This is a genomic window from Roseovarius aestuariivivens (genome assembly GCF_004761875.1).
Taxonomy (GTDB): domain Bacteria; phylum Pseudomonadota; class Alphaproteobacteria; order Rhodobacterales; family Rhodobacteraceae; genus Roseovarius; species Roseovarius aestuariivivens.
This window is the reverse complement of the sequence record NZ_SJEY01000009.1, coordinates 112,443-134,632: the sequence shown is the minus strand read 5'-3', so window position 1 is coordinate 134,632 and position 22,190 is coordinate 112,443. Positions and strand designations below refer to the sequence as shown.

The 22,190-nt window shown below is 66.5% G+C and carries 24 protein-coding genes; 3 read left to right on the top strand and 21 right to left on the bottom strand.

Annotation, left to right across the window (positions count from 1 at the left end):
- The first annotated feature begins 11 nt into the window (after positions 1–11).
- Together EZV60_RS15135 and EZV60_RS15130 are read left to right on the top strand one after the other, a co-directional pair.
- The gene (locus EZV60_RS15135) at positions 12–425 is read left to right on the top strand and encodes a universal stress protein (protein WP_135506445.1); all 414 of its coding nucleotides are present in this window, start codon (positions 12–14) and stop codon (positions 423–425) included.
- 8 nt (positions 426–433) lie between these two features.
- Complete coding sequence (locus EZV60_RS15130; RefSeq protein WP_135506444.1) at positions 434–1,546, top strand: alpha-hydroxy acid oxidase; 1,113 nt, start codon at positions 434–436, stop codon at positions 1,544–1,546.
- On the opposite strand, the gene EZV60_RS15125 is transcribed toward EZV60_RS15130, so the two are convergent.
- From EZV60_RS15125 to EZV60_RS15035, 20 genes are all read right to left on the bottom strand, one after another.
- On the bottom strand, positions 1,543–2,391 hold the full coding sequence (locus tag EZV60_RS15125) for an SdiA-regulated domain-containing protein (RefSeq protein WP_167853543.1): 849 nt from the start codon (positions 2,389–2,391) through the stop codon (positions 1,543–1,545). The genes EZV60_RS15130 and EZV60_RS15125 overlap by 4 nt on opposite strands.
- Complete coding sequence (locus EZV60_RS15120) at positions 2,381–3,175, bottom strand: MgtC/SapB family protein (protein WP_135506442.1); 795 nt, start codon at positions 3,173–3,175, stop codon at positions 2,381–2,383. The genes EZV60_RS15125 and EZV60_RS15120 overlap by 11 nt, the downstream gene beginning before the upstream one ends.
- On the bottom strand, positions 3,172–4,089 hold the full coding sequence (locus tag EZV60_RS15115) for a metallophosphoesterase family protein (RefSeq protein WP_167853542.1): 918 nt from the start codon (positions 4,087–4,089) through the stop codon (positions 3,172–3,174). The genes EZV60_RS15120 and EZV60_RS15115 overlap by 4 nt, the downstream gene beginning before the upstream one ends.
- Before the next feature lie 40 nt (positions 4,090–4,129).
- Positions 4,130–5,569 (bottom strand): hypothetical protein, encoded by a 1,440-nt coding sequence (locus EZV60_RS15110; protein ID WP_135506440.1) that lies wholly within the window; start codon positions 5,567–5,569, stop codon positions 4,130–4,132.
- 15 nt (positions 5,570–5,584) lie between these two features.
- Positions 5,585–6,229, bottom strand: coding sequence for a protein-tyrosine phosphatase family protein (locus tag EZV60_RS15105; protein WP_135506439.1), 645 nt, complete (start codon positions 6,227–6,229; stop codon positions 5,585–5,587).
- A 96-nt stretch (positions 6,230–6,325) separates the two neighbouring features.
- The gene (locus EZV60_RS15100) at positions 6,326–7,063 is read right to left on the bottom strand and encodes a heparan-alpha-glucosaminide N-acetyltransferase (protein ID WP_167853541.1); all 738 of its coding nucleotides are present in this window, start codon (positions 7,061–7,063) and stop codon (positions 6,326–6,328) included.
- A complete protein-coding gene (locus EZV60_RS15095; RefSeq protein ID WP_135506437.1) occupies positions 7,053–7,892 on the bottom strand; it encodes a hypothetical protein in 840 nt (279 codons plus the stop codon). Before EZV60_RS15095 ends, EZV60_RS15100 begins: the two co-directional genes overlap by 11 nt.
- Entirely contained in the window at positions 7,882–8,871 is a 990-nt protein-coding gene (locus EZV60_RS15090) for an META domain-containing protein (protein ID WP_135506436.1), read from the bottom strand. Before EZV60_RS15090 ends, EZV60_RS15095 begins: the two co-directional genes overlap by 11 nt.
- Positions 8,868–9,026: a hypothetical protein gene (locus EZV60_RS19145; RefSeq protein ID WP_167853540.1), complete on the bottom strand. Its 159-nt coding sequence runs from the start codon at positions 9,024–9,026 to the stop codon at positions 8,868–8,870. Before EZV60_RS19145 ends, EZV60_RS15090 begins: the two co-directional genes overlap by 4 nt.
- A gap of 10 nt (positions 9,027–9,036) precedes the next feature.
- On the bottom strand, positions 9,037–10,005 hold the full coding sequence (locus EZV60_RS15085) for a L,D-transpeptidase (RefSeq protein WP_135506435.1): 969 nt from the start codon (positions 10,003–10,005) through the stop codon (positions 9,037–9,039).
- A gap of 142 nt (positions 10,006–10,147) precedes the next feature.
- Positions 10,148–10,447: a hypothetical protein gene (locus tag EZV60_RS15080; RefSeq protein ID WP_135506434.1), complete on the bottom strand. Its 300-nt coding sequence runs from the start codon at positions 10,445–10,447 to the stop codon at positions 10,148–10,150.
- 49 nt (positions 10,448–10,496) lie between these two features.
- The gene (locus tag EZV60_RS15075; RefSeq protein WP_135506433.1) at positions 10,497–10,760 is read right to left on the bottom strand and encodes a hypothetical protein; all 264 of its coding nucleotides are present in this window, start codon (positions 10,758–10,760) and stop codon (positions 10,497–10,499) included.
- 102 nt (positions 10,761–10,862) lie between these two features.
- The gene (locus EZV60_RS15070) at positions 10,863–11,228 is read right to left on the bottom strand and encodes a GlsB/YeaQ/YmgE family stress response membrane protein (protein ID WP_135506432.1); all 366 of its coding nucleotides are present in this window, start codon (positions 11,226–11,228) and stop codon (positions 10,863–10,865) included.
- Positions 11,229–11,240: 12 nt separating this feature from the next.
- Positions 11,241–12,029 (bottom strand): hypothetical protein, encoded by a 789-nt coding sequence (locus EZV60_RS19350; RefSeq protein ID WP_245306324.1) that lies wholly within the window; start codon positions 12,027–12,029, stop codon positions 11,241–11,243.
- Between the two features lie 137 nt (positions 12,030–12,166).
- Entirely contained in the window at positions 12,167–12,475 is a 309-nt protein-coding gene (locus EZV60_RS15060; protein ID WP_135506431.1) for a hypothetical protein, read from the bottom strand.
- 36 nt (positions 12,476–12,511) lie between these two features.
- Positions 12,512–13,555 (bottom strand): SH3 domain-containing protein, encoded by a 1,044-nt coding sequence (locus EZV60_RS15055; protein WP_167853539.1) that lies wholly within the window; start codon positions 13,553–13,555, stop codon positions 12,512–12,514.
- Positions 13,556–13,599: 44 nt separating this feature from the next.
- Positions 13,600–13,890 (bottom strand): SH3 domain-containing protein, encoded by a 291-nt coding sequence (locus EZV60_RS15050; protein ID WP_135506429.1) that lies wholly within the window; start codon positions 13,888–13,890, stop codon positions 13,600–13,602.
- A gap of 326 nt (positions 13,891–14,216) precedes the next feature.
- Entirely contained in the window at positions 14,217–17,294 is a 3,078-nt protein-coding gene (locus EZV60_RS15045; RefSeq protein ID WP_135506428.1) for an efflux RND transporter permease subunit, read from the bottom strand.
- On the bottom strand, positions 17,291–18,400 hold the full coding sequence (locus EZV60_RS15040; RefSeq protein ID WP_135506427.1) for an efflux RND transporter periplasmic adaptor subunit: 1,110 nt from the start codon (positions 18,398–18,400) through the stop codon (positions 17,291–17,293). Before EZV60_RS15040 ends, EZV60_RS15045 begins: the two co-directional genes overlap by 4 nt.
- 112 nt (positions 18,401–18,512) lie before the next feature.
- Positions 18,513–19,343, bottom strand: coding sequence for a 3-oxoadipate:acetyl-CoA acetyltransferase (locus tag EZV60_RS15035; protein ID WP_135506491.1), 831 nt, complete (start codon positions 19,341–19,343; stop codon positions 18,513–18,515).
- 163 nt (positions 19,344–19,506) lie between these two features.
- On the opposite strand from EZV60_RS15035, the gene EZV60_RS15030 reads away from it, so the two are divergent.
- Entirely contained in the window at positions 19,507–20,475 is a 969-nt protein-coding gene (locus EZV60_RS15030) for a LysR family transcriptional regulator (protein WP_167853538.1), read from the top strand.
- Positions 20,476–20,480: 5 nt separating this feature from the next.
- Here the strand turns inward: EZV60_RS15030 and EZV60_RS15025 are convergent, their stop codons facing one another.
- Positions 20,481–22,013 (bottom strand): trimethylamine methyltransferase family protein, encoded by a 1,533-nt coding sequence (locus EZV60_RS15025; RefSeq protein WP_135506425.1) that lies wholly within the window; start codon positions 22,011–22,013, stop codon positions 20,481–20,483.
- Between the last annotated feature and the right edge of the window lie 177 nt (positions 22,014–22,190).

The following is a 22,190-nucleotide window of genomic DNA, read 5'->3' as shown; positions in this document are numbered from 1 at the left end:
GGAGGCAAGAGATGTACAAGAAAATCCTCGTTGGCATGGCGCTCGATCACGGGCTCTCGCCGCAAACCCTGCGCATCGCCGAGGCGCTGCTGGACCCCGGCGGCGAGATCATCGCGCTGCATGTCTACGAGTCGCCGCAAGGCTCGGCCAGCGCCTATCTCGACGATGATGTGGTCAAGGCCGCCTACAAGAAAGCCGAAGCGACCCTCACCGAGAAACTCAAGGCCACGCCCCATGTCACGCCCAAGATGATCCGTGGCCATACCGCCCGCTCGATCATCGATTTCGCCGCCGAGGCCGGCGTGGATTGCATCGTGATCGGCTCGCACAAGCCCGGCATGCGCGATTTCTTCATCGGGTCCACCGCCAGCCGCGTGGTGCGCCACGCCCATTGCGCGGTGCATGTCTGGCGCGACGAGGGCTGAGCCCCGGGATGACCGCCAGCCGCATCCACAGCACCGGCGACGCGCGCCGCCTCGCGCGGCGGCGCCTGCCGTGGATGGTGTTCGACTATATCGACGGCGCGGCGGGCGAAGAGACCGGCGCGGCGCGCAATCGCGCGGCGCTCGATGCGCTCACGCTGCGCCCGCGCATCCTGACCGATGTCAGCCAACGGTCACTTGAAACGACGCTCTGGGGCCGCTCCGTGTCACGCCCCTTCGGCATCGCGCCGATGGGCATGTGCAACCTTTCCGCGCCGGGCGCGGATCTCATGCTGGCCCGGCTGGCGGCGCGGCATGCCATCCCGCACGGCGTCTCCACCGTCGCCTCCACGCCGATGGAAAAGATCCTCGAAGTCGCCGAAGGCCACGCCTGGTTCCAGCTTTACTTTTCCGGTGACGGGACCGGCTCGTTCAAACTGGTCGAGCGCGCGATTGCCGCGGGCTACGAGACGCTCGTGCTGACGGTCGATGTGCCCGAGGTGGGCCGCCGCCCGCGTGAACTGCGCCACGGTTTCAAGATGCCCTTCCGCCTTGGCCCGCGTCAGGTCTTCGACTTCGCCTGCCATCCCCGCTGGTCGCTGTCCACGCTCTTTCACGGGCGTCCGGAAATGGCGAATTTCCAAACACCGGGCTTTACCTTTGACCGCACGGAAAGCCGCGCGCGCGCCGATTGGGACACGCTCGCGCGCCTGCGCGACGCCTGGCCGGGAAAGCTCGTGGTCAAGGGCGTGCTCGATCCCGACGATGCGCGCCGCCTCAAATCGGCGGGCGTCGACGCCATTCAGGTGTCCAGCCACGGCGCGCGCCAGCTTGAAAGCGCGCCCGCGCCGATCACCGCGCTGGCCGCGATCCGCGACGCGGTCGGGGCGGCGTTTCCGCTTTTCTACGACAGCGGCCTCAGGTCGGGCGAGGACGTGCTCAAGGCGCTGCATCAGGGCGCGGATTTCACCTTTCTGGGCCGTCCCTTTCAATTCGCCATCGCCGCCGCCGGCGAGGGAGGCCTCGCGCGTCTCTTCGATGTGCTGAGCGACGAGCTCAGCATCGCCATGGCCCAGACCGGCCTGACCCGGCTACCGCGCGCAGGATCGGGTCGGCCCGGTTAAGGCGCGTCCGGGATCTCGTACTGAACCAGCTTCGAATCGCGGTCGTCATCCGTCACGACGAACAGGAACCGGCCATCCGCCGACACGGCCACGCCTTCAGGATTGCGAAGCGACCGGCGCGCGCCGTCCTCTTGCCAGAACAGGGCGTACCGGCGGCTTTCCCCGCCCGCCGCCGCCAGAAAGGACACCGCCCGTCCGGTATCGCTCAGAAGCCACAGACCGCCCCGGGCCGGATCTGCGGCAAGACCCGAGACGTCCTCGTCCTCTCCGCCCAGATCAGCCAGCGGTGCCTCCAGATCGCGCAGGGCCGTGACCGTGTCGAGCCCGGGTGACATTTCGATCAGCAGCCTCGGGTCGTTTTCCTTGACCGCCAGGACCGCGCCAGAGACCGGATCGACGGTGATGCCCTCAAGACCGTTGTCGCGGTCCTGCCACAGCGCGTCATGGCCGTCCGGGGCGATTGCGTCCAGCGCGACCTCGTGCATGGGTTCGGGGATTTGCAGCGGCAGGGCGATCACGCTCGCCCGTCGCTCCGACACGACCAGAAGGCGCGCATTCGCGGGATCGAGCGCGATGCCCTCCAGGTCGCGCAGCCGCGGATCGCCCTCGAAATACGGCCGCAGATCGCCGTCCACGCCAAGCCAGAAAACGGCTTCGGTATCGTCGCTCACCACCCAGAAGCCCTTGCCATCAGGATCGACGGCCAGCCCCGAGGGTTCGTTCAGGCCAATGGCGGGATAGAAAAGCGGCACATGACCGACGTAGCGCAGGCCGTCTTCCGCAGGGTCCGCCGTGGCCGCGCCGGCCAGAACGAGCGCGGCGAAAACTCTGGCGCTACGCCACATACCAATCCTTGACGCCATGCCCCGCGCGGTCAAGCTCGTCCAGGATCTGCGGAATATCGTTCAGCGCCTCTGCCGTCTGATGGGACACCACCATCTCGACAACCGGTTTGAACTCCGTCTTCCTGACCGAGACCACGCGAAAGCCCTTCCGCTCGACCGCCCCGCGCAAGACCTCCAGCGCGGCCCGCAGCGTCGCGTCATCCGCGAACTTGAGCTCCAGCGCCGAGGTCTTCGCCGACGTGACGAACCACAGCGTCACAAAACCTGCCAAGGTCGCCACCAGCGCCATCACTGGAAGGTCCAGGCCCACGGCCAGACCGATCAGCGTCACCATGATCAAAAGCGCCCCGTCGAGCAGCGAACTGGTTTCCATACGGAACCGGAACAGCCCCCCGATTCCGAACACGACAAAGCCGATGAGATAGCCGTGATGCAGCACAAGGAACCCGATCAGCATGCCGATCAGCCCGAACAGGAACAGGCTCGCCTGCACGACCCAGCCGCGCGCGCCCTCGCGCAGCGCGTTGGCCTTGGGGTGAAAGGCGAAGGCCGCAACGAAGACCAGCGTTTCGACCACCGACAGGAAGAAATCGCCTAGCTCCACGAAATCGTGGATCTGGCCCCAGCCCGTACCCCGAACGCTGACGTCCGAGGGCAGAACGATTGCGCCCTCGGGCGCCTGCGCGAAAAGCGCGCCGGGCAGGCAGCCGAGGACGACAAGAAGACCCAGAAGCAGCAGCATCGGGTGCTTGAACGCGTGGCGGAAGGGGGCAAGGGATGTCATGGCCGCGCCAGACCTACATCGCCGGACGGCACCCTATCAAGACGTCGAATGACACGGTCGCGCGTGACAAGCTTGGGCGGCAATGCGTCGATATCGACGGGCGTCGTGAAATCCGGGGCGCGGAAGGCCGAGATCCGGATCGCCCCGTCCGGCATGATGTCCAGCACCGTGATCGCGCTCGGCGCGCGCGTTCTGGTGCCGATCAGCCGCCGCGCGCCGCCGCCCAGTTCCGCCTGCGACACAACCGAGAACGCGTCGAGAAATCCGGGATAGAAGGCGTGGTGATGGCCCGACAGGTGCAGGTCGATCTCCACGCGCTCAAGCAGGCTTTCAAGCTCCGGATCGCCAATGATCTCGGTTTCGCGGTTGATTGCAAAAGGCCAGAGCGGGATATGGCTGAACACGATCCGCGTGGGGCCGGCGCCGCGAAAAACGCTGGACAGATGGTCCATCTGCGCCGGGTCGAGGTGCCCGACGCGCGTGGCGTCCAGCGACACGACCCGTGCTGGGCCGATGTCGAAGCCATAGAAGAACGGATAGGTATCCGGCCCCACAAAGGCTAGATCGGGCCGCCGCGCCAGCCATTCCTCGCGGTAGATTCGCCGCTCCAGCTCAAAGCCGGGATAGGCCGATCCGTCATGATTGCCCGGCGTCACGGCCAGCGGGATCCCCGCCGCGGCCAGCGGGTCCGTGACAGCGTTGTGAAAGCCGCGCCACATCGCCCGGATCTCGGCCTCGCTCAGATGCGGGCGGCGCTGCCCGGCGACCATGTCCCCGGTGGACAGGACCAAATCGGGCTCAAGCGCGATCGTGGCCCGGATCGCCCGATGCACGTCCGAGCCATAGGTCGTGGACCCGTACGACCCGTTGAGATCCGAGACCACGACGATCCTGACCGCCTCCTGCGCGGTCAAGGCACCACCCCACCCGGCCAACAGGACGGCAAGGACAAGCCTAGGCAGGATCACAGCTCACCGCATCGGGCGTGACAGCCCCCGTCAGGAAAAAGGTCTTCGGATTCAGGTCGAACCGCAGGGCCCCCCTGCGGCAGCTCTCCTGCAGAATGCCCGTGGCAAGCCGGGTGTTCTTGACGACCTGCGCAACCTCGCTCGGTTTCAGGCCAAGACTGCTTTCCAGCCAGCGGTAAATCTCGCCGCCCGCCTGCAGGTCGCGGTCGAGCGCGATCAGCCGCGCATAGACCTTGCCGTCGAAATGGCGCAGCTTTTCCAGCATCTGCGTGGATTTGGCGAAATTGGCATAGGCCACGCGCCCGCCCGCGTCGTTGTCGTTCAGGTTGGTTCGCCGCAAAAGCTGCGCGCCCGCGGGCACGTCGCTGTCGCCCGGCTCGTGATGACGGGCCTTCTTGTGCTTCAGCTTGCCGTTCTCGGCCCAGTAGTAATAGGGCGTGAAATCGATGTTTCCGACCCGGTCCTGCTGGCTGAAGATGAAATCCAGAAGCACGATCTCCGACAGTTCCCGCATCCAGTAGGCCATCTGCTCTCGGGACACGTCCGGGCCAAGGTCGCGATTGATCTGGGCGTCCTTGCGGCCCTTTCGCAGACCGGCGTCGATCGCCTCGATCAAAGGCGCCGGATCGCGCAGCGCAAGAAAGGCGGGGGTTTCCTGAAAGTCGAGGTTCTGCCCCTTGCCCCAGCCCGACTTGCGCGTGCCGTTGATTTCCGACCCGTAGCGATGCCCGGGGCTCGACGTCAGCACGCCGTAGATCTGCGCGCGGTCGGCGGTGAAGATGTCATCGGTCGGGCTGTAACTGCCGGGGTTTGCCTCCGCATCGACCAGGTGCCGCCACCCCGCATGGTTCATGCGCGCCGACCGGTTGCCGCCCGAGATCGCCAGCCCGGGCCGCGCGACCTCCGAGGCATGCATCGCGGCATCCATCGACCGCCAGACCGTGACCGGCACCTTCACGGCCATGTCGAAATACCGCGAGAAATGATAATAAAGCAGCGGCGAGGCCGAGTAGGTGCCGCTCGTCCCCTTGGCGTTCATCGTCACCTTGAACTTCGCCAGGTTGTCCCCGGCCAGCCGGTTGGCGGATTTGCCTTCCTGGCAGGCGTTGCGCTCGAACGCAGCGCGCTTTCCGGCATAGGGGCCGGACGTGATGTCATAGACCATCATGCCCGGGCTGGTGCTCCAGGTCTTGGGGCAAAGCGCCACGTCATTGGCATAAAGATCGATGGCGCAAAACGCGGCTTCGTCCTTCTGGTCGCCCTTGGAATATTCCCCGCCGGGGATCGGCGCGATCCGCACGCAGCGTTCCGTCACGCCTTTCGGGCTCGTGAAGGTCACCGCGTCGCCTTGCACGGCATCCGTGGCAAAGCCCGGCGAGGCGGCCATCGCGGCAGCGAGGAAAAGGGCGCGTCCTTGTATGGTCATCTGGTCCGGGGCCTCCTATTTCGGGCAGATCGCGGCGCGTTCGGCCTCGGTGATCTGCAGGGCCGGACTCACCTTGAACCGGTCGAACTTGGCGTCGATCCAGCTGTCGCAGCCGTTGCCGCAGGGCGCGCCGTTGCGGGCCTCATTCCAATAGGCCTTGGCGCGGTCTTCGGACCACCCGCAAAACTGGACAAGCGCCATGGCCGACAGCGCGCCCGAGGCATGCACACCCCACATGCAATGCACCAGAACCGGGCCTTTCGACGGGGTCTTGATGGTGTCGTGGATCGCCTTCATCACCGCGTCCGGGCGGCTCGACCGGGCGGCCTTGTAGTCCAGCGCGCCGCTGGCACAGCGGGTCGTGCCATAGTCGGTGTTCTTGCCGAAATCGGCGTAAAACGCGGTTTCGAACCCTTCCGAGCATAGCGCCGTTCGTTGCGCCTGGGACATGCCGGTGCGGCCCTTGTCGCCGCCCTTGAACCCGCTGCGATAAAGAACGCCGGACAACACCGGGCGGAAGAACGCCATGCCCTCCGGCGCACCGTCCGCGCTCCGCGCAAGCATCGCGCTTTGCGATGGCCCGCCAGACCGCGCGGTCACCTCCGCATGGCTGGCGCTGGCCAGCGCGCACAGGATCATCCCCGTTACCAGTTTCCGCATGACGGTTCTCCTTCTCGGCATGACCGCAGCTTTGGGCAATCGGTCGGGCATTTCAATAGCCGGCGGCGCATACCGTCGTTTTGCCAGGGCCCCGGCTCAGGTAATGAGACGGACCAGTTCTCTGGCCCCCCAGACAAGGCCGATCAGGATCGGCTGATGCAGCAGGTAAACCCACAAGGAATGCCGCCCCGCCCAGGCCAGCGGACCCAGCAGCGCAGGCAGGGGCCGCGAAGAGGGCGCAGCGGGCATGGACCTCCGACGCGCCCCCACGATCCGCGCCGCCAGCACGCCCAGCAGGACCGGCGCGAACCACGGAAAGACGGGCACGTAATCCACAGAGGGCGGCCAGGTCTGCGACAGTCCGGTCCACACGAGCCACGGCGCGTCGAAGACCGGGCTGCGCCACACGAATGGCAGCACAAGGACCCCCGCGGCGCTCAGAAAACCGACCCAGACAGGCAGCCGGAGAAAGAGAAGGGCCGCGACACTCGACACCGCGATGCAATGCAGAATCCCGAACTGAATGAACCGCGCGGGCATCGCGGCATAGGTCGCGGCGCTGATCGCGGCGGCGGCCAGGGCCAGCACGGCCAGCCGCCGCAGGAAAGGCCGCCACCGGATGCCCTTGCTATGGGCCAGCCACAGGCTGATCCCGGCGATGAACAGGAAACTGCCGGCGATCACGCGGGCAAAGTTCGGCCAAAACCCCGTCCGCATCGTGTCGGCGGGCAGAAACCCGAACAGCACAAGATCAAAGGTGAAATGAAAGATCACCATCGCGACCAACGCGCCCCCACGCGCAAGATCGAGGGCAGGAAGACGCCTAGCGGTCATCGGCGCCCGTCGGACCGATCTCCGCCTCGGCGTCCTCGGTGGGCTCATAGTCGTAATGCCACGGCTCGTTGGGATTGGTCAGCGGCCCGGTAAAGGACGGCCCCGCCGCCGCCACGCTGCCCGCAAGCGCGGCATCCCAGCCTTCCGCGCGCCAGACCGTCTCGATCCGGTCGCTGTCGGCGCGCGCGTGCAGCGTGCCGTCCTCGCGGCTGATCTGGAAATCGATGGCGTGCGCGCGGCCATGGCGGGTCAGGCCCGGCGCCGCCAGATGCGCCCTTGCGGTGTTGCGAAACCGTTTCAGCCAGCGCGCCGCGCGGTCGGCCTCGACATCCCCGTCCGAGGCCGACAGCACCTCGGCGTCGAAGGCCGATACGATCTCCTCTGCCGCCACCCCGACCGAGGCGTTCTCGTTCCAGTGCGCAATCTGAACATCCAGACTGCGCACGCGCGTGTTGGAATAAATCGCAAAGCCTGGATTCTGCGCGGCGAAATGGGCCTTGATGGCCTCGACCTCCGCCAGCAGCGCCGCCTGCGCGGGGCTGCCCTGAAAGGCCGAGATCTCCGCTTCGGTCCAGCTCCACCTGTCCCGAATGCCGTCACCCGCGCGCAGATAGCTGCGCAGCGCCAGAAGCTTGCGGCCAGGATCGGTAATGTCCCCGATCGCCTCCACGGCAATGGTCGGCGTCAGCGCGTCGATCACCGCGTCCAGCCGCGCGTCCGGCTCCGCCTGCACCCCGCTCAGCGGCAGCAGGCCAAGCGTGAGACCCGCAAAAACACTGCGCACTCGCGCGGTCATGCGGCGCGGGGTCCGGCGGGCGTCACTGGGCATCGGGCCGGATAATCGCCTTCGGCACGTCGAACCGAGACCCCGCGACGGACAACGCGACAGTCTCACCTTCGTCCACGCTGTCGACCCCGGCGATCATGCGGCCGTCCTGAAACGCATCGACGAATGTCCCGTCGGTAAAGCTGAACAACAGCGTGCCGCCATCGGGCGTGTAGACAACGAGGGCGGCAGAATGCGCGCCGTCATGCGCGAGGCCATAATCGCAGGTCCCCGGCGCGTCCTCCCCGGCGGTCTGACACTCTACGGTTCCGATCCGGTCGAACACACCGTCCTTGGCGCGCACCAGCGCGGGCGCGGACTGCAGGTATTCCGCCGCCGCCCAGCCCTCGCGGCCCGAAGCATCCAGAAATGCGATGCGGCACCAGTCGCGGTCGGTGCCATGCTCGCACCCCTCGTTGCGCAGAAGCGTGCCCGCCAGAACCCGCGTGACGACCTTCGCATCCGTGCTGGCCGTGCTGCGAATGTTGAGCGGCCCGCTCAGGCCGAAGACATTGACGTAGTCGGCCTCGAAAACGGCGGGCTCGGGCGGATTTTGGGCGGCTGCGGCGTCAAAGGCTCCGGGCACAAGCATCATGCTGTCGCCCTCCTTGGTCAGGGTCATCGCGCCCGAGACCGGGTTGAAGGCCACCGCGACCGCCCCGCTCAGCACGCGCAGCACCGCGTCTTCTTGCGCCGTCACCTCCGCGCCGGGACAGGCCATGCGCGTGGTCGCAAGCGGCTCGTCGACCAGCAGCAGCCCATCGGCGAAAAAGGCCGTTCCCATAAAGCCGTTGCAACCGGTCTTTCCCGAAAGCGCCCCCTCGTCGGACAGGCGCAGCCCGGCCTCGCCCTGCGCCGGGCTACCGTTGACCGTGTCGATGCGCCATTCCCGCGTTTCGGCCTGCGCGGCCTGCCCAAGCGTCAGGGTTAGGGCCAGCGTAGCCACGGTACCGGCAGCGGTTCGTCTCTGTGATCGGGTCATTCTTCCACGCCCTCCTCGGCGATGTCGGCGACGACGACGCCCTGCGTCTGATCCGCGGCGCCGGGAAAACACCCGCTCAACAGCAGGATGGACCCCAGCGCGGCGAGGCCGGGCAGGGCGCGGGACCGCCCGATGTAATCGATCCGTGCGTCCATGCGATCCTCCTCAGGACATGATGACAAAATCGCGGCCCGACCGGTTGTCGGGATGCAGCGGAAGATCGGTGAAGACATAGATCATGCCGGGATGCACGTGCTGCCGGATGGTTTCCGAAAAGGCCTTGTCGGTGCGCACCCGGCGCAGGTCGTGCAGGCCTCCGCTGCTGCCGGAATAGGTCAGCGCCTCCCAATGCATGCCCTGGGCCGCGTCATGCGCGCCTTTCAAAACGTAGACATGCGAGCCGAGCGGCTCTCCGTCCCAAATGAGCGGCCCGTCCGCGATCTCCCGGTCATTCTCGATGATCGCGATCTTCTTGTCGTGCGACGAGGCGATCATCGACGTGATCGGATGCGCTTCGTCCAGGTCCCAGTCCGAGGGATGCTTGCGCGGCTCCAGCGTGGCCAGAACGTCCTCGAACTCATGCTCGGCATAGCCGCCAAGGATCATGCCGGGATGCGCGACATCCATGGGGAAGTGATGCTCATCCGCGATGATGACCGGCGTACCCAGATGGGTCACGTCGAAAAGCAGCGCCGAAAACTTCAGCGGCAGGCGCACGCAGCCATGCGAGGCGGGATAGCCCGGCAGATTGCCCGCATGAAGCGCGATCCCGTCCCAGGTTAGGCGGTTGGTGTTGGGCATCGGCGCGTTGTTGTAGGTCGAGGACCTGTGATCGCGATCCTTCTGCAGAACCACGAAGACGCCCGTCGGTGTCGAATGGCCAGGCTTGCCGGTCGAACAGGTCGAGACCGCGATGCGCACGCCGTTGCGGTAGACATGCACCAGCTGCTCGTCGAGCGACACGATCACTGCCACCGGTCCGCGCGGCTGCCGCTCGGGATGCCAGGTGAACTCTCCCGGCTCCAGCGCGTGAATTTCCTTGTAGACGTGCTGCCCGAAAAGCGGCCCGGCCAGCATGGTAAGGCCAAAGGATCCGGCGCCTGCCAGAACGCCGCGGCGGGTCAGTTTCATCATGTTCAACTCCTTCAAGCGGGGCGGCGCGCGGTTTTGCAGGGTGCCGTCTGCATCGCCCGGAACGTCCGGCAAACCGAGGGCTTGCCGAGGATGGGGTGTGGGGGGACGGGATGCTCCGGCCCGTCCGTCAGGGGCAGGCGCGTCAGCCGCCCGCGGCGGTGAGGTTGTCCATCACGCTCTGGCACTGATCGGCGCTGCCGACCATGGCCGCCTCGTCGTCAAGCTGCGCGGTCGATCCAAGATCCTGCGCCGCCCGGGTCAGCACCTGATCGACCTGCTCGGCGGTCATCAGGCCCTCTTCCTGCGCGGCCTGCACTGTCGCGCAGATCCCCGCCGACAGACCGGTCGCCACGCCCGCGCCCATCATCGCACCGCCGCCAAGGCTCATGCCCCCGACGGCCCCGATAATCAGCCCGATCAGGCCGGCAATGATTTTTCCCATGTCCTTTGTCCTTCTGTTGTGTTGATCAAGGTCGTTTGCACGGGGCCGCTCAGGCCGTAACCCGGTTGCAGATGGCTTTCAGGATAACGATGTTCACGATCGGGGCCGCCGCCGAAAGCCAGGGCCGCAGACTGTCGTCCAAGGCGCCAAAAAGCAGGTTCCAAGGCAGGCCGAGCGGCAACAGGAACACCCCCGACAACGGGTCGCGCTCCTCTCCGAACCAGCCGAAGGTTCCGACGAGGAAGATGAAGACCGCCCCGACATAAAGCAGGATCAGGATCCAGATCGCAAAGCTGCATACCGTCTTCGCCATGCCACCACTTTCCTCTGCCGGTCTTCATTCATCTGGTCCGCGTGGATGTTGCTCATATCCGCGGGCCGGTGCGGCACGCCGCCCGGGCCTGCAAGAGACACCCTAGTTTGCCGCCTTCCGGATCAGCCGGACGATCAGGATCAACAGCACGGCCCCGATGAGTGCGGCAAGAAAGCTGCCGACGGTGCCACCAAGCGAAATACCCACCGCCGGCAGAACGTACCCCGCCAGGATGGACCCGCCGATCCCGATCAGGACATCGCCCCAGAACCCCGATCCGCCGCCCTTGACGATCAGGCTCGCCAGCCAGCCGACCACGGCGCCGACGATGATCACGAGGATCAGCCCGATCAGACCGCCTACCGCGCCGCCGACAATCTCCGCGGCCTGGTCCTGCGCCAACGCCGGACCGGCGAGACAGACGAGCACCGCACTCGCGCGGGCCGCGGCACATGGTTTGATCTGCATGGCTGTGCTCCTTTAACAGTCTTCCGCCGGCAGCATCTCGATATCCGAGAAGACCCCGTCCGACGTCGTGATGCGCGCGCAGGCGCCGGTGTCGCGGTTGAACCAGAACGTCGTAAGGCCTTCGCTGCGGATCGCTTCGAAGCCAAGCGCCGCAAGGCCGCCCTCGGCCTGTCCCGCCCGCGCGCCGACAAACCCGGTCACATCGCTCGGGCTTCCGGCAGAGGGCGCGGCCTCTTCGCTGCCCGCCATCGCGCCACCACCATCGTCGGCTGTTTCGGCTTCGCTTCCCGCCATCGCGCCGCCGCCATCGTCCGCCGTGGCGGTGTCCTCGGTCGCGCCTGATCCGCCTTGCGCCTCGATTGACGCGCCGCTGCCGTCATTGGACACAAGACAGCGCCACGTGGTCCCGTTGGCATCCTCCAGCATCACCAGCGAATTGGCCTCGGAAAACTCGGTGCTTTGCACGGTGCCGCCCACTGCGCCCTCTTGTGCGCGCAGCGCGTCGATGCATCCGTCGATCGCGTCCTGCGTGACTTCGGAAGGTGCGACAGCATCCTGGCTTGAGGCCTCTGCGGGCGCGTCTTCCTCGGGCTCGGGCGCGTCGGCCATGGCCCCGCCGCCGTCATCCGCCGTCGCGGTGTCCTCGGTCTGCGTTTGCGTCTGGGCCGGTGTCGTCTCCGGCTGGGCGCTCTGCGTGCTCTCTGACGACCCGTTTCCGCTCTCTTCGGCAGGCGCGGCTTCGTCTTCCTGGCAGGCTGCCAGCGCAAAAAACGCGACGCTGCAATATAAAAGCCTTCTCATCTTTTGATCCCTCAATTTACGTCATGATCGCCCTTTGGTGCCGGCGCGGCCGTCCCGCCGCCGCGCGCGTCTTACCCGGTGTGCAGACCGGCACGCGTGGACGCGTGCCTGCCTTTTTCATATGTGCCGACCTGCGCTTAGCAGTCTTCGGCCGGCACCATTGTGACGCTGGAATACCGCCCGTCCGAGGTGGTGATCTCAGCACAGGCGCCAGTGTCGCGGTTGAACCAGTAGGTCGTCAGGCCCTGGCTGCGGATCGGCTCGTAGCCAAGCGCGCGCAGACCGCCCTCGGCCTGTCCGGCCCGCGCGCCCTGGAAAGACGTCACGTCCGAAGAGCTTCCGACGCTCGGCGTTCCTTGCGCTGGCGCCGAGGATCCGCTGTCTTCCACACAGCCCGCCAGTGCGGCGATTGAGGCAAGTCCGACAAAAAGTTTCAAAGGTTTCATGCTGGTCCTTTCAGTATTGCATGCTTGGTCGCTGATTTAATCGATGCTGAAGATCACGTTGAAAGACTGGGCGCTGCCGCCCGAATTCATGACCTCGAACTTGTGCTCCCCGGTTTGCCAAAGCTCGCCGCGGTATTCCTTCCCGGGCCCGCCCTGATCGGCCAGCGACCCGTCCGGATTGTAGATCCGCCAGGACAGCACCGATGCGTCCGCGGCCAGACGGAAATAGAGATTCTGTCCCGCCTTCGCGCCAAGCAGATACGTGACCGAAGTGTTCGGCCCAAGCTGATCGCCAAGTTCCGTGCCGGTCGTTCCGGCGCTGAAGGTGACACGCTCCATGCGGCTGGCGCTGGGAAGTTGGGTGGCCTGTCCCTGACCGCCGGGTTGCGGCAGCGACAGGAACCGCGCGGCGACCCAACCCGACGGCCCGCCGGCCGAGGGTTCGACCTTGCACCACTGCTGACCGTCCGACAGGGTGCAGCCGCCGGTGTTGCGCATAACAGTGCCGTTCGTCACCTTGCCGACAAGGCCCCCGCTCGCCCGCGGCGCGTCCCGCACGTTCAGCGTTCCGCCCGCGGTCGAAAGATTGACGATGAAAAAGTCCTCTTCTGGCAACATGTCCGGGCTTGACCCAGAGGCGGGGGTGCTGCTGCCGCTGCTGGCGCCCGTGGGCGTGATATAAAGGTTGATCGCATAGCCCACGGTCTTGCCGGCATCGCGATCGTTGCCCATCAGATAGACACGGATCGCCCAGTCGCCATCCGAAGGAACCGTCACTTCGGCGCGGTTGTCGTCATCCATGTGACCGGTATAAAGCCCGTCGAAATCCTTGCCCGCCGGCAGGATGTTGAAAAAGGCCGATCCGTTGCCATTCGTGGCCGTCACGTCCAGCGCGACGACCATGGTCTGACCGGCGCGGGCGTTGACCACGTAATCGATGTATTCGTCACCGACGATCGTGCCATTGATCTGCGTGTCGGTCGCGCCGCTTTCGAACTGGATCCGCACGCTGTCCTGCGCGGACGCGGCCGGTGCAAGCGCCCCGCCTGCAACGGCTGAAAGAAGGATGGCCGAAAACACTCCGGCCCGTGACCGAGCCCGTGAAAAGGACAGGAACATGGGGATTATTCTCCGATATAGCGGCAAGACACATAGCCCTGCAGCTGGGGTGTCTCGCGAAGCGCGACCAGGCACCAGCCGTTGCCTTCCCGCGACAGCAGGTCCAACTCACGCCCCGGCGGAAGGCCGACGATGGTTTCGTAATTCGTGCCGGGGCCGCGCCGCAGGTTTAGCATGTCGTCCGACGCCACGCCGACGACACGGTAAAAGTCGGGCCCATCGGCTTCGGCTTGCGCTCCGATAGGGGGCAGGGCTAGGGCGAAGGCGACAAGGGCTGCTGCAAGTTTCGAGTGCATGTTTGGACAGAGGCTCCTGTAATTCGGTTCGGTCTTCGGAATTCAATCAACAAACGTCACGCTACATGACGAACTCTGCATTCACGTCGGCGGACCGCAGGCTTGGCGCCGCGCAATGCGGCCTGCGCATGAGACAGGTGAGCTTACGGATAAAAAGTCATCTTGCCCGACCAAAGCTGACTGATGCTGAGTCCCTCGATTTTGAAGTTTACGATAGGGAAGAACAAAGTAAACAGACAGGGCGAAAGTATGCGGTTCGGCGATTTTTTCGGTCTACGGCAAGGATTCGCCGCGACGCGGCGCGCGCAGCCCGGCAACGATCCGCCTTAGCCGTCCACCGCCTTCAGCTCTTCGGCCAGCGCCTGCGCAGCAGAGGCCCGCGATTTGCCCAGACCCCCGATCAGCGCATAGGCCGCCGGGGTCAGGAACAGCGTGAAAACCGCCGCAAGGCCAAGGCCGCCGACGATGACCCAGCCGATGGCGGCGCGCGCCTCGGCGCCCGGGCCCCCGCCCAGGATCAGCGGCAGCCCCGACATCACCGTGCAAATGAGCGTCATCGCGATGGGCCGCAGCCGCGCCTGCGCCGCCTCGTAGGCCGCGTCGACCACGGGCCTGCCCCGGTCGCGCAGCTGATCGGCGAACTCCACCAGCAGGATCCCGTTCTTTGCCATTACCCCGATCAGCATCAAGACCCCGATCTGGCTGTAGATGTTGATCGTCGTCCCCGTCAGCAGCAGCGCATAGATCGCCGCGCAGACCCCGAAGGGCACCGTGATCATCACCACCAAAGCGCTCGTCAGGCTTTCAAACTGCGCCAGCAGCACCAGGAACACCACCAGCAGCGCGATCACATAGGTCACCGTCAGCGCCGACGACGTCTCGTCAAGTGATGCGGCCTCACCGAGAAAGATCAGCCCGATCCCCTCCGGCAACTCCTCCTGCGCCAGCGCCCGCACCTCGTCGATCATCTCGCGCAGCGTCACCTCGGGCGCCACGCTTGCGTCGATCTCGATGGCCCGGCGCTGGGCATGGCGGTCAAGCTCGGCGGCCACGCCCTTTTCCTCGAAGGTCACGATCTGGCTCAGCGGCACCAGATCGCCCGCGTCCGAACGGATATTCAGGTTCATCAGATCCACCGGGTCGCGCACCGCGCCCGCCGCCGATTGCAGCAGGATCGGGATGGCTTCGTCCTCGATGGTCAGCTCGGCGATCTCGTCCTCGTCGATCAGCGCACGCAGCGTGCCCGACAGCGTCGCCATCGGCACCCGCAGATCGCTCGCGCGCTGCCGGTCCACCCCGATGCTCAGCTGCGGCTGGGTCGCCTGGTACTGCACGCGGATACGCGACAGGCCTTGGATATCCTCCATCGCCACCGCGAACGCATCCGCCGCCACGGCGATATCGGGGTAATTCGGCCCGGTCAGCGCGATGCTCAGCCCGCCCCCCGAACTGCCCCGCAGGCCCAGCGAATTGCCTGACCGCACGAAGGGACGTGCGCCCGGCAGCCCCTCCAGCGCCGGGCGGATCGCGTCCTCGATCTCGCCCTGGCTGATCTCGCGCGCCTCCCACGGGACAAGACGCATCCCGATGCTGCCGCGGTTTAGGTCGTAACGCCCGGTGATCGAATAGATGCCGCGCCCCACACCCTCGTCCACGAAGGGCTGCAGCGCCTCCTCGACCTTCACCACCTGCCGGTCTGTGTAATCAAGCCCTGTGCCGTCCGGCCCTTGTATCCAGACCGAGATTTCGCCGCGGTCCTCCTTGGGGACAAGCTCGGCGCCCAGATCGTCATAGACAAGCCCCGCGCCCCCGGCCAGCAGGGCCGCGCCCACCAGCGTCACCAGCGGCGCGCGGATCATCGGGCGCACCAGCGCGGCATAGGTCCGGCTCAGCCACGCCCCCAGCCCGTCGAAGATCCCGTTGCCCTGCGCCAGCCCCTCGGACAGCGAGGCCAGCATCGGACACATGGTCAGCGCCACGAAAGATGAAATGCCCACCGTCACCGCCAGCATGAAACCGAACTCGGTGAACAGCCGCCCGGCGTCGCTTGGCAGGAACGAGATCGGCACGAAGACCGCGATCAGCGTGATCGTCGTGGCGATGACCGCGAAAAAGACCTGCCGCGCGCCCAGAACGGCGGCGGCCCGGCGGCCCATGCCCTCCTGCCGGCGTCGCTGGATATTCTCGGTCACCACGATGGCGTCATCCACCACCAGACCCGTGGCCAGAACCAGTGCCAGAAGTGTGATCAGGTTGATCGAAAATCCCATGAGCCACAGCCCCGCGATGGAGCCCATCAGCGCGATCGGGATCGTCACGGCGGGGATCAGCGTCGCGGTCAACCGCCCGAAGAACACCCAGATCACCGCGATCACGATCACCAGCGCCAGCGCCAGTGTCTTCAAAACCTCGGCAATCGCGCCCCGGATAAAGACCGCGTCGTCATTCGTCACCTGAAAGCCCAGATCGGGAAACCGCAGCTTCAGCCGCTCGATGGCGCGGCTCACCTCGCCCGAGATCTGCACCGTGTTCGACTGCGCCTGCCGCACGATACCCAGGCTGACCACCTGCCGCCCGTTAAGGCGCGCCACGCTGTCGGGCGTCGCCAGGCCGAAATAAACGCCCGCCACATCGCCCAGCCGCACTCGGTCGTTCAGCATCAGGTCTTCGATCCGTGCGGGGTCGGCCACCGTGGCGTCGGCGCGCACCAGAACTTCCAGCGGGCCGGAGGCAAAGCTGCCCACGGGCACGTCGAACTGCGCCGCGCGCAGCACTTCGGCCACTTCCCCGATAGAAAGCCCGAACGCCGCCAGCCGGTCTGGCTCCACCGCCACGCGCAAGACGCGCTGCCGGTCCCCGAAAAGCACCACCTCGGCCACGCCTTCCACGGCGGTGAACTCGGTGGCGATGGCGTCCTCCACCAGCCGCGTCAGCGTGTCGATGGATCGCTCGTTCGACCACACGGCCACGTCCACGATGGGGTCCGCGTCCTGCTCGGACTTGACCACGAACAGGTCTTCCACCCCGTCGGGCAGACGGTTCTCGATCCGGCTCACCGCCTCGCGCACATCGTTCGATGCATTGGCCAGATCGCGGTCGGCGCTGAACTCGACCCGCATCCGGAAATTGCCCTCTTCGGACGAGGTGCGCACCGATTCAACGCCGGCCACCCGCGCCACAGCCCCCTCGACCAGCGACGACACCTCGGCGTCGACAGTGGTGGGCGAGGCACCGGGATAATTGGCGCGCACCGACACGATGGGCCGGTCCACATCCGGCAGTTCCCGCACCTCGACGCCGAATAGCGCCCCGATCCCGGCGATGGCGATCAAAAGGCTCATGACGGCGGCCATATAGGGCCGCCGCACGCTCAGATCCGAAAGACCGCCGCCGTCAAAGCTCATGAACTGGCCTCGGTCGATTCGTTGAGCACATCAAGCGTCACGCCGGGGCGCAGGCGCTGCGTGCCTTCCACGACGACCGGTTCGCCTTCCTCCAGCGGGCCGTCGACGATGACCAGCCCGGCTCGCCGTCGGATCAGGCGCACCGGCACCTCCTCGGCCGTGCCGTCGCGCGCCCGCCAGACCAGAAGCGACCCGCGCGAGAATTGCACCGCCAGTTCGGGCACGGCCGGGTACGCCGCGCCGGGCAGGTCCATGCGCACCGAGAAGGACGCGCCGGGGCGCAGAATATCGGCGCTGTTGTCGATGCTGGCCCGAATGCGCGCGGTGCGCGTCGCCGGGTCCACCCGGCTGTCTATGGCGGTGATGCGCCCGTCAAAGCTGCGCCCCTCGACCGCGGGCGTACGCGCCGTGACGGTCAGGCCCGGCTCCACACGGCTCAGAAACGCCTCGGGCAGGTCGAATTCCACCAGAATGCTGCTGCGGTCGTCGAAGGTTGCGACCGCGTCCTCGGCGGCCACGCGGTCACCGCGCTCGACCGACGCGATACCGGTCACCCCGTCGAAGGGCGCGCGCAGGCTGCGGTCCTCCAGATCGGCGCGCGCCTGTTCCAGCTCGATGCGGGCCACCTTGAAATCGGTTTCCACCTGTTCCAGCCGCGTTTGCGCCGCGGCGCCTGTGTCCTGCAGCGCGCGGTATCGCTCGCGCTCCTGCGTGGCCCGTTCCAGCTGCGCTTCGGCCAATTCCACCGCCAGACGTTCGTCGGTGTCGTCAAGCTGCAGCAGAACCTCGTCTTCCGCAAACGTCCGGTCCGGGCTCAGGCTCAGCGCCGTGATCCGCCCGCTGGCCGGGGCCCGCAGCGTGACCGAGCGTGCGGCATAGCCCGTGCCGATGGCCGAAAAGGTCAGGTCATCCCTGACGATCCGCACCGGCTCGGTGATCACCGGCACCCCGTCGCGGTTCCGCTCGGCCCGGGCGTCGCCTGCCGTAGTCCCGGTCACCGAGGCCCAGAGCGCGCCCAGCTCCGCACGCATGCCCCACGCCGCCGCGCCGATCCCGATCAGGATCGCACAGATCAAAAGCTGTTTGCCGAAAGAGGTCCGTGTCACGCCGCGCCGTCCGCCATATGAGATCGCAAAGAGTATAGCCCGCCGCCGCCGGTCGTCACGTGCGCCGCGCGGCCCAGCCTAGCACATCCGCGTGAGGCAGCGGCGCAAAAGCTTACGCGGCGCGCAGGCCGAGGATCTCACGCGCCTGCGCGGGCGTCGCAACGGGGCGCTCGTATTTCTCGCAAAGCTCCGCCGCCCGCCGGATGAGCGCCGCGTTCGACGGCGCGAGCGTGTCGCGATCCAGCCGGACGTTGTCTTCCAGCCCCGCGCGGGTATGCCCGCCCGCCGCGATGGCCCATTCGTTGACCCGGATCTGGTTCGCCCCGATCCCCGCGGCGCACCAGTTGGCCCCGGGCGCCCGGTCGCGCATCAGCTTGACGTAAAAGTCGAACACCTCCCGGTCGGCGGGCATCGCGTTCTTCACGCCCATCACGAACTGCACGTATAGCTTTCCGAAAATCTCGCCCGCCTCGTGCAGCCGGATCGCCTGAAGGATGTGGCTCAGATCGAACGCCTCGATTTCCGGCGTGATCTCATGCTCGCGCATCAACCCCGACAGATAGGCGATCAGGTCGGGCGGATTCTCGTAGACCCGCGTCGGAAAATTGTTCGAGCCCACCGAAAGCGAGGCCATGTCCGGCCCGAGCGGCAGCATCCCGCCCCGCGCCTGACCCGCGCCCGACCGGCCACCGGTCGAGAACTGCACGATCATGCCCGGGCAATGCGCCTCGATCCCTTCCTTCAGACGGGCGAATTTCTCGGGGTCCGAACTGGGCGTGCCGTCGTCGTTGCGCACGTGACAATGCGCGATGGCTGCCCCCGCCTCGAACGCCTCGTGGGTCGACTCGACCTGTTCGGTCACGGTGATCGGCACGGCGGGGTTGTCGGCCTTCGTGGGAACCGACCCCGTGATGGCCACGCAAAGGATGCAGGGAGTGTACAAATTGGACAAAGCGGGTCTTGAGGTTGCTACAATTTGTACAAAACATGCCCCGGCGGCCCTGCGCGCGCAAGCCGCCATCGCGCGCTTTGGTGACTTGCCGACCGTCGCGGACCGTGCCACGATTTCGAGAAATTCGAAAATCAAACCCGGCAGGCGCGCACGCATGACCCGCTCGACACTCAGTCTCAAGGGCCTCGAAGTCTTTCAGGCCGTCGCCTGTGGCGGGTCACTGCAAGAGGCCGCGCGCCGCCTTGGGCTATCCATCAGCACCGTCTCGCATCACTTAGGCGGGCTGGAAAAGGCCGTGGGTGTCGCGCTGATCGATCACCGCAGGCGGCCCCTGCGCCTGACCTCCGAGGGCGAGACCCTGCTTGCCCGCGTGGACGAATCCTTGGGTCTTCTGCGCAAGGGCATGGCAGAGGTCGTCTCGAAAGAACCCGGCACTCTGGTGCGCGCGCTGCGCCTTGCACTGATCGAGGATCTCGACGCCCAGGTCACGCCGGCGCTGGCCGCCCGGCTCAGCCGCGATCTGCGCAGCTGCGACCTGTCGTTCCGCTCGCGGCCCAGCCACGACATCCTGACCTTGCTGCAGACCGAAGAGATCGATATCGGCATCGCCTCCGCCGCCGAATTCCGCGCAACCCGCCTGGACGAACGCCCGCTTTTGCGCGATCCCTACGTGCTTGTTGCCCCGCGCGGCCAGGAAGGCACGCCCGACGCCTTCCTGCGCGGCGCGTCCCGCCTGCCGCTTCTGCGCTACAGCCGCAAACAGCTGATGGGCCGCCGCATCGAGGCGCAGCTGCGTCGCCTGCGGCTCGACATTCCGGCGCGGCTCGAATTCGAAAGCACGCCGGCGATCCTGTCCATGGTGGCCGAAGGCCAGGCCTGGACGATCACCACCGCACTCAATGTCGCCTCGGCCGGTGCGCTCGTTCCGCGTCTGCGGGTCCTGCCGTTCCCGGATGCGGGCTTCGTGCGGCCGTTGTCGGTCTTTCATGCCGAGGCCGTGCCGCACCGTGTTGTGTCGCTCTTCGAGGCGACGGTTCGCCCGCTTCTGCGTGACCGGGTGATCGCGCCCACCGTGGCGCAGGTGCCTTGGCTTGCCCCGGATTTCAGGCTGCTGACGGGGTAGGGGGCTCAGCCGCGCGGCGGCGTCAAGATCCGGAACCGTGAACGGATCTCCGCGTCCTGTGCCCGGCTCAGGTAGACGGGGCGGTGGGTGTCGAGGATCTCGCGCGCCTGCGTGCGCGCCGCCGCCCGGATGTCGGGTGCGCCCTTCTCGTGCCAGGTTACGGGTGCATCGCGGTCGGCCAGCGTGGAATAGACGTAATCGCGCTCCATCGCCGCGTAGGTCTGTGCTGCGCCAAGGAAATGACCCTCGCCCAGAACCGCCTCGCAAATCGCCTCGAACCCTAACGTGTCCTCGCTCACCTCGATCCCGCGCAGCATCCGGTAGATGGCCGCGTGCATGTCGTTGTCCAGCACGAAAGCCTCGAAACTGACCCCCAGAAGCGATGCGGTCATGCCCGAGCTTTCGTAGATCAGATTGCCGCCCGCCAGCCCCGCCGCAAGCGCCGTCAGCCCTTTTTCCACACCATATTGGGCGTCGACCGCCTTGGCGTCGGTCATCGCCGCCGCCACGCCCGAGGGCAGGCCAAGCCAGTTCGATATTTGCGCCGAGGCGGCGTTCATCACCGCGATTTCACCCCCGCCACCGGCAAAGGCCCCGGTGCGCAGGTCGATCACCAGCGGCCAGTTGGAAAAGACCATCGGATGACCTGGTTTGATCGCGTTGACCATGACAAGGCTCGCCAGCGTCTCGGCCAGCGACTGCGCCAGGAACCCCGCCAGCGTCGCCGGGGCCGTCGCGCCCGATTGCGCGGCGGTGATGCAGGAGACGGGGATGTTGTGCGCAAGGCAGGCATAGACCACGTCGACCGCGTCGGCCCCGAACCGCATCGGCGAAATCACCGGGCTGATATGCGCCTTGAGGAATGGCCTTTGGGCAAAGGCGCCGTCACCGCCCGCCGCGATATCCAGCATCTGCACGATAGGCGCCACGTGATCGGCCAGGGTAAAGGCCGTGGCGACCGGCTTGGTGGTGTTGGCGATCAGGGCATAGGCGGTGTTCACGTCAAGATCGACCATGTCCGGCACGTCCGTTGCGATGCAGCAGCGCGTGAACCAACTCACATTCTCAAGCGTGTCCTGCAGGCGGGTGAAGTCATGCAGATCGGCCAGTGTCGAGGGCCGGTAACGCCCGGTTTCGAGATCAAGCGTTTGCACTGCCGCGCCGCCGGTGCCGAAATACACCGCGCGTCCGCCGATCTCGATCGACCGGTCCGGATCGCGCCCGTGCAGTACGAACCGCTTGGCGGCTGTGTCGATGGCGGTCTCCACCAGTGCCGGGGGTAGGCGCACCCGCCCGTCGCCACGATCCTCCGCGCCGGCGGCGCACAGATCGCCCATCAGTCGTGGGGGAACGTCGCCCAGCCCTAACTCGGCCAGAAGGCGCAGCGCCGTGCTGTAGATCGCCTCGATTTCCGTCTCGGTCAGAGGGGCGTAGCGACCGCTGATCTGGCCCGGCGGCGACCGGTTGGGCGCAGGCCGCGCGCGCTGCGCCAGCTTCTCCTGCCGCCCGCCGCCGCGCCGTGCCCCGTTGCGTGTCATGCCCTGCCGTCGCTCCCTTTTGCGCCAGAGGACCGCAGTCCCGTGCCGCCCTGCAAGACAAACGTAACCGCTGCGGCCAAATTCGATCTTAGTTTCGAAAATATCGAAAATGCAGAGACCCATCTTGCCAATTCCCTGGCTTTCCCCCGACGCTTTTTCTCAGCTATTTGGCGGAGG

Bases quoted from the DNA above. Each gene is read 5' to 3' on its own strand.
- EZV60_RS15135 (WP_135506445.1), top strand. From the start codon at position 12: ATGTACAAGAAAATCCTCGTTGGCATGGCGCTCGATCACGGGCTCTCG.
- EZV60_RS15130 (WP_135506444.1), top strand. From the start codon at position 434: ATGACCGCCAGCCGCATCCACAGCACCGGCGACGCGCGCCGCCTCGCG.
- EZV60_RS15125 (WP_167853543.1), bottom strand. From the start codon at position 2,391: ATGTGGCGTAGCGCCAGAGTTTTCGCCGCGCTCGTTCTGGCCGGCGCG.
- EZV60_RS15120 (WP_135506442.1), bottom strand. From the start codon at position 3,175: ATGACATCCCTTGCCCCCTTCCGCCACGCGTTCAAGCACCCGATGCTG.
- EZV60_RS15110 (WP_135506440.1), bottom strand. From the start codon at position 5,569: ATGACCATACAAGGACGCGCCCTTTTCCTCGCTGCCGCGATGGCCGCC.
- EZV60_RS15105 (WP_135506439.1), bottom strand. From the start codon at position 6,229: ATGCGGAAACTGGTAACGGGGATGATCCTGTGCGCGCTGGCCAGCGCC.
- EZV60_RS15100 (WP_167853541.1), bottom strand. From the start codon at position 7,063: ATGACCGCTAGGCGTCTTCCTGCCCTCGATCTTGCGCGTGGGGGCGCG.
- EZV60_RS15095 (WP_135506437.1), bottom strand. From the start codon at position 7,892: ATGCCCAGTGACGCCCGCCGGACCCCGCGCCGCATGACCGCGCGAGTG.
- EZV60_RS15090 (WP_135506436.1), bottom strand. From the start codon at position 8,871: ATGACCCGATCACAGAGACGAACCGCTGCCGGTACCGTGGCTACGCTG.
- EZV60_RS19145 (WP_167853540.1), bottom strand. From the start codon at position 9,026: ATGGACGCACGGATCGATTACATCGGGCGGTCCCGCGCCCTGCCCGGC.
- EZV60_RS15085 (WP_135506435.1), bottom strand. From the start codon at position 10,005: ATGATGAAACTGACCCGCCGCGGCGTTCTGGCAGGCGCCGGATCCTTT.
- EZV60_RS15080 (WP_135506434.1), bottom strand. From the start codon at position 10,447: ATGGGAAAAATCATTGCCGGCCTGATCGGGCTGATTATCGGGGCCGTC.
- EZV60_RS15075 (WP_135506433.1), bottom strand. From the start codon at position 10,760: ATGGCGAAGACGGTATGCAGCTTTGCGATCTGGATCCTGATCCTGCTT.
- EZV60_RS15070 (WP_135506432.1), bottom strand. From the start codon at position 11,228: ATGCAGATCAAACCATGTGCCGCGGCCCGCGCGAGTGCGGTGCTCGTC.
- EZV60_RS19350 (WP_245306324.1), bottom strand. From the start codon at position 12,029: ATGAGAAGGCTTTTATATTGCAGCGTCGCGTTTTTTGCGCTGGCAGCC.
- EZV60_RS15060 (WP_135506431.1), bottom strand. From the start codon at position 12,475: ATGAAACCTTTGAAACTTTTTGTCGGACTTGCCTCAATCGCCGCACTG.
- EZV60_RS15050 (WP_135506429.1), bottom strand. From the start codon at position 13,890: ATGCACTCGAAACTTGCAGCAGCCCTTGTCGCCTTCGCCCTAGCCCTG.
- EZV60_RS15045 (WP_135506428.1), bottom strand. From the start codon at position 17,294: ATGAGCTTTGACGGCGGCGGTCTTTCGGATCTGAGCGTGCGGCGGCCC.
- EZV60_RS15030 (WP_167853538.1), top strand. From the start codon at position 19,507: ATGACCCGCTCGACACTCAGTCTCAAGGGCCTCGAAGTCTTTCAGGCC.
- EZV60_RS15025 (WP_135506425.1), bottom strand. From the start codon at position 22,013: ATGACACGCAACGGGGCACGGCGCGGCGGCGGGCGGCAGGAGAAGCTG.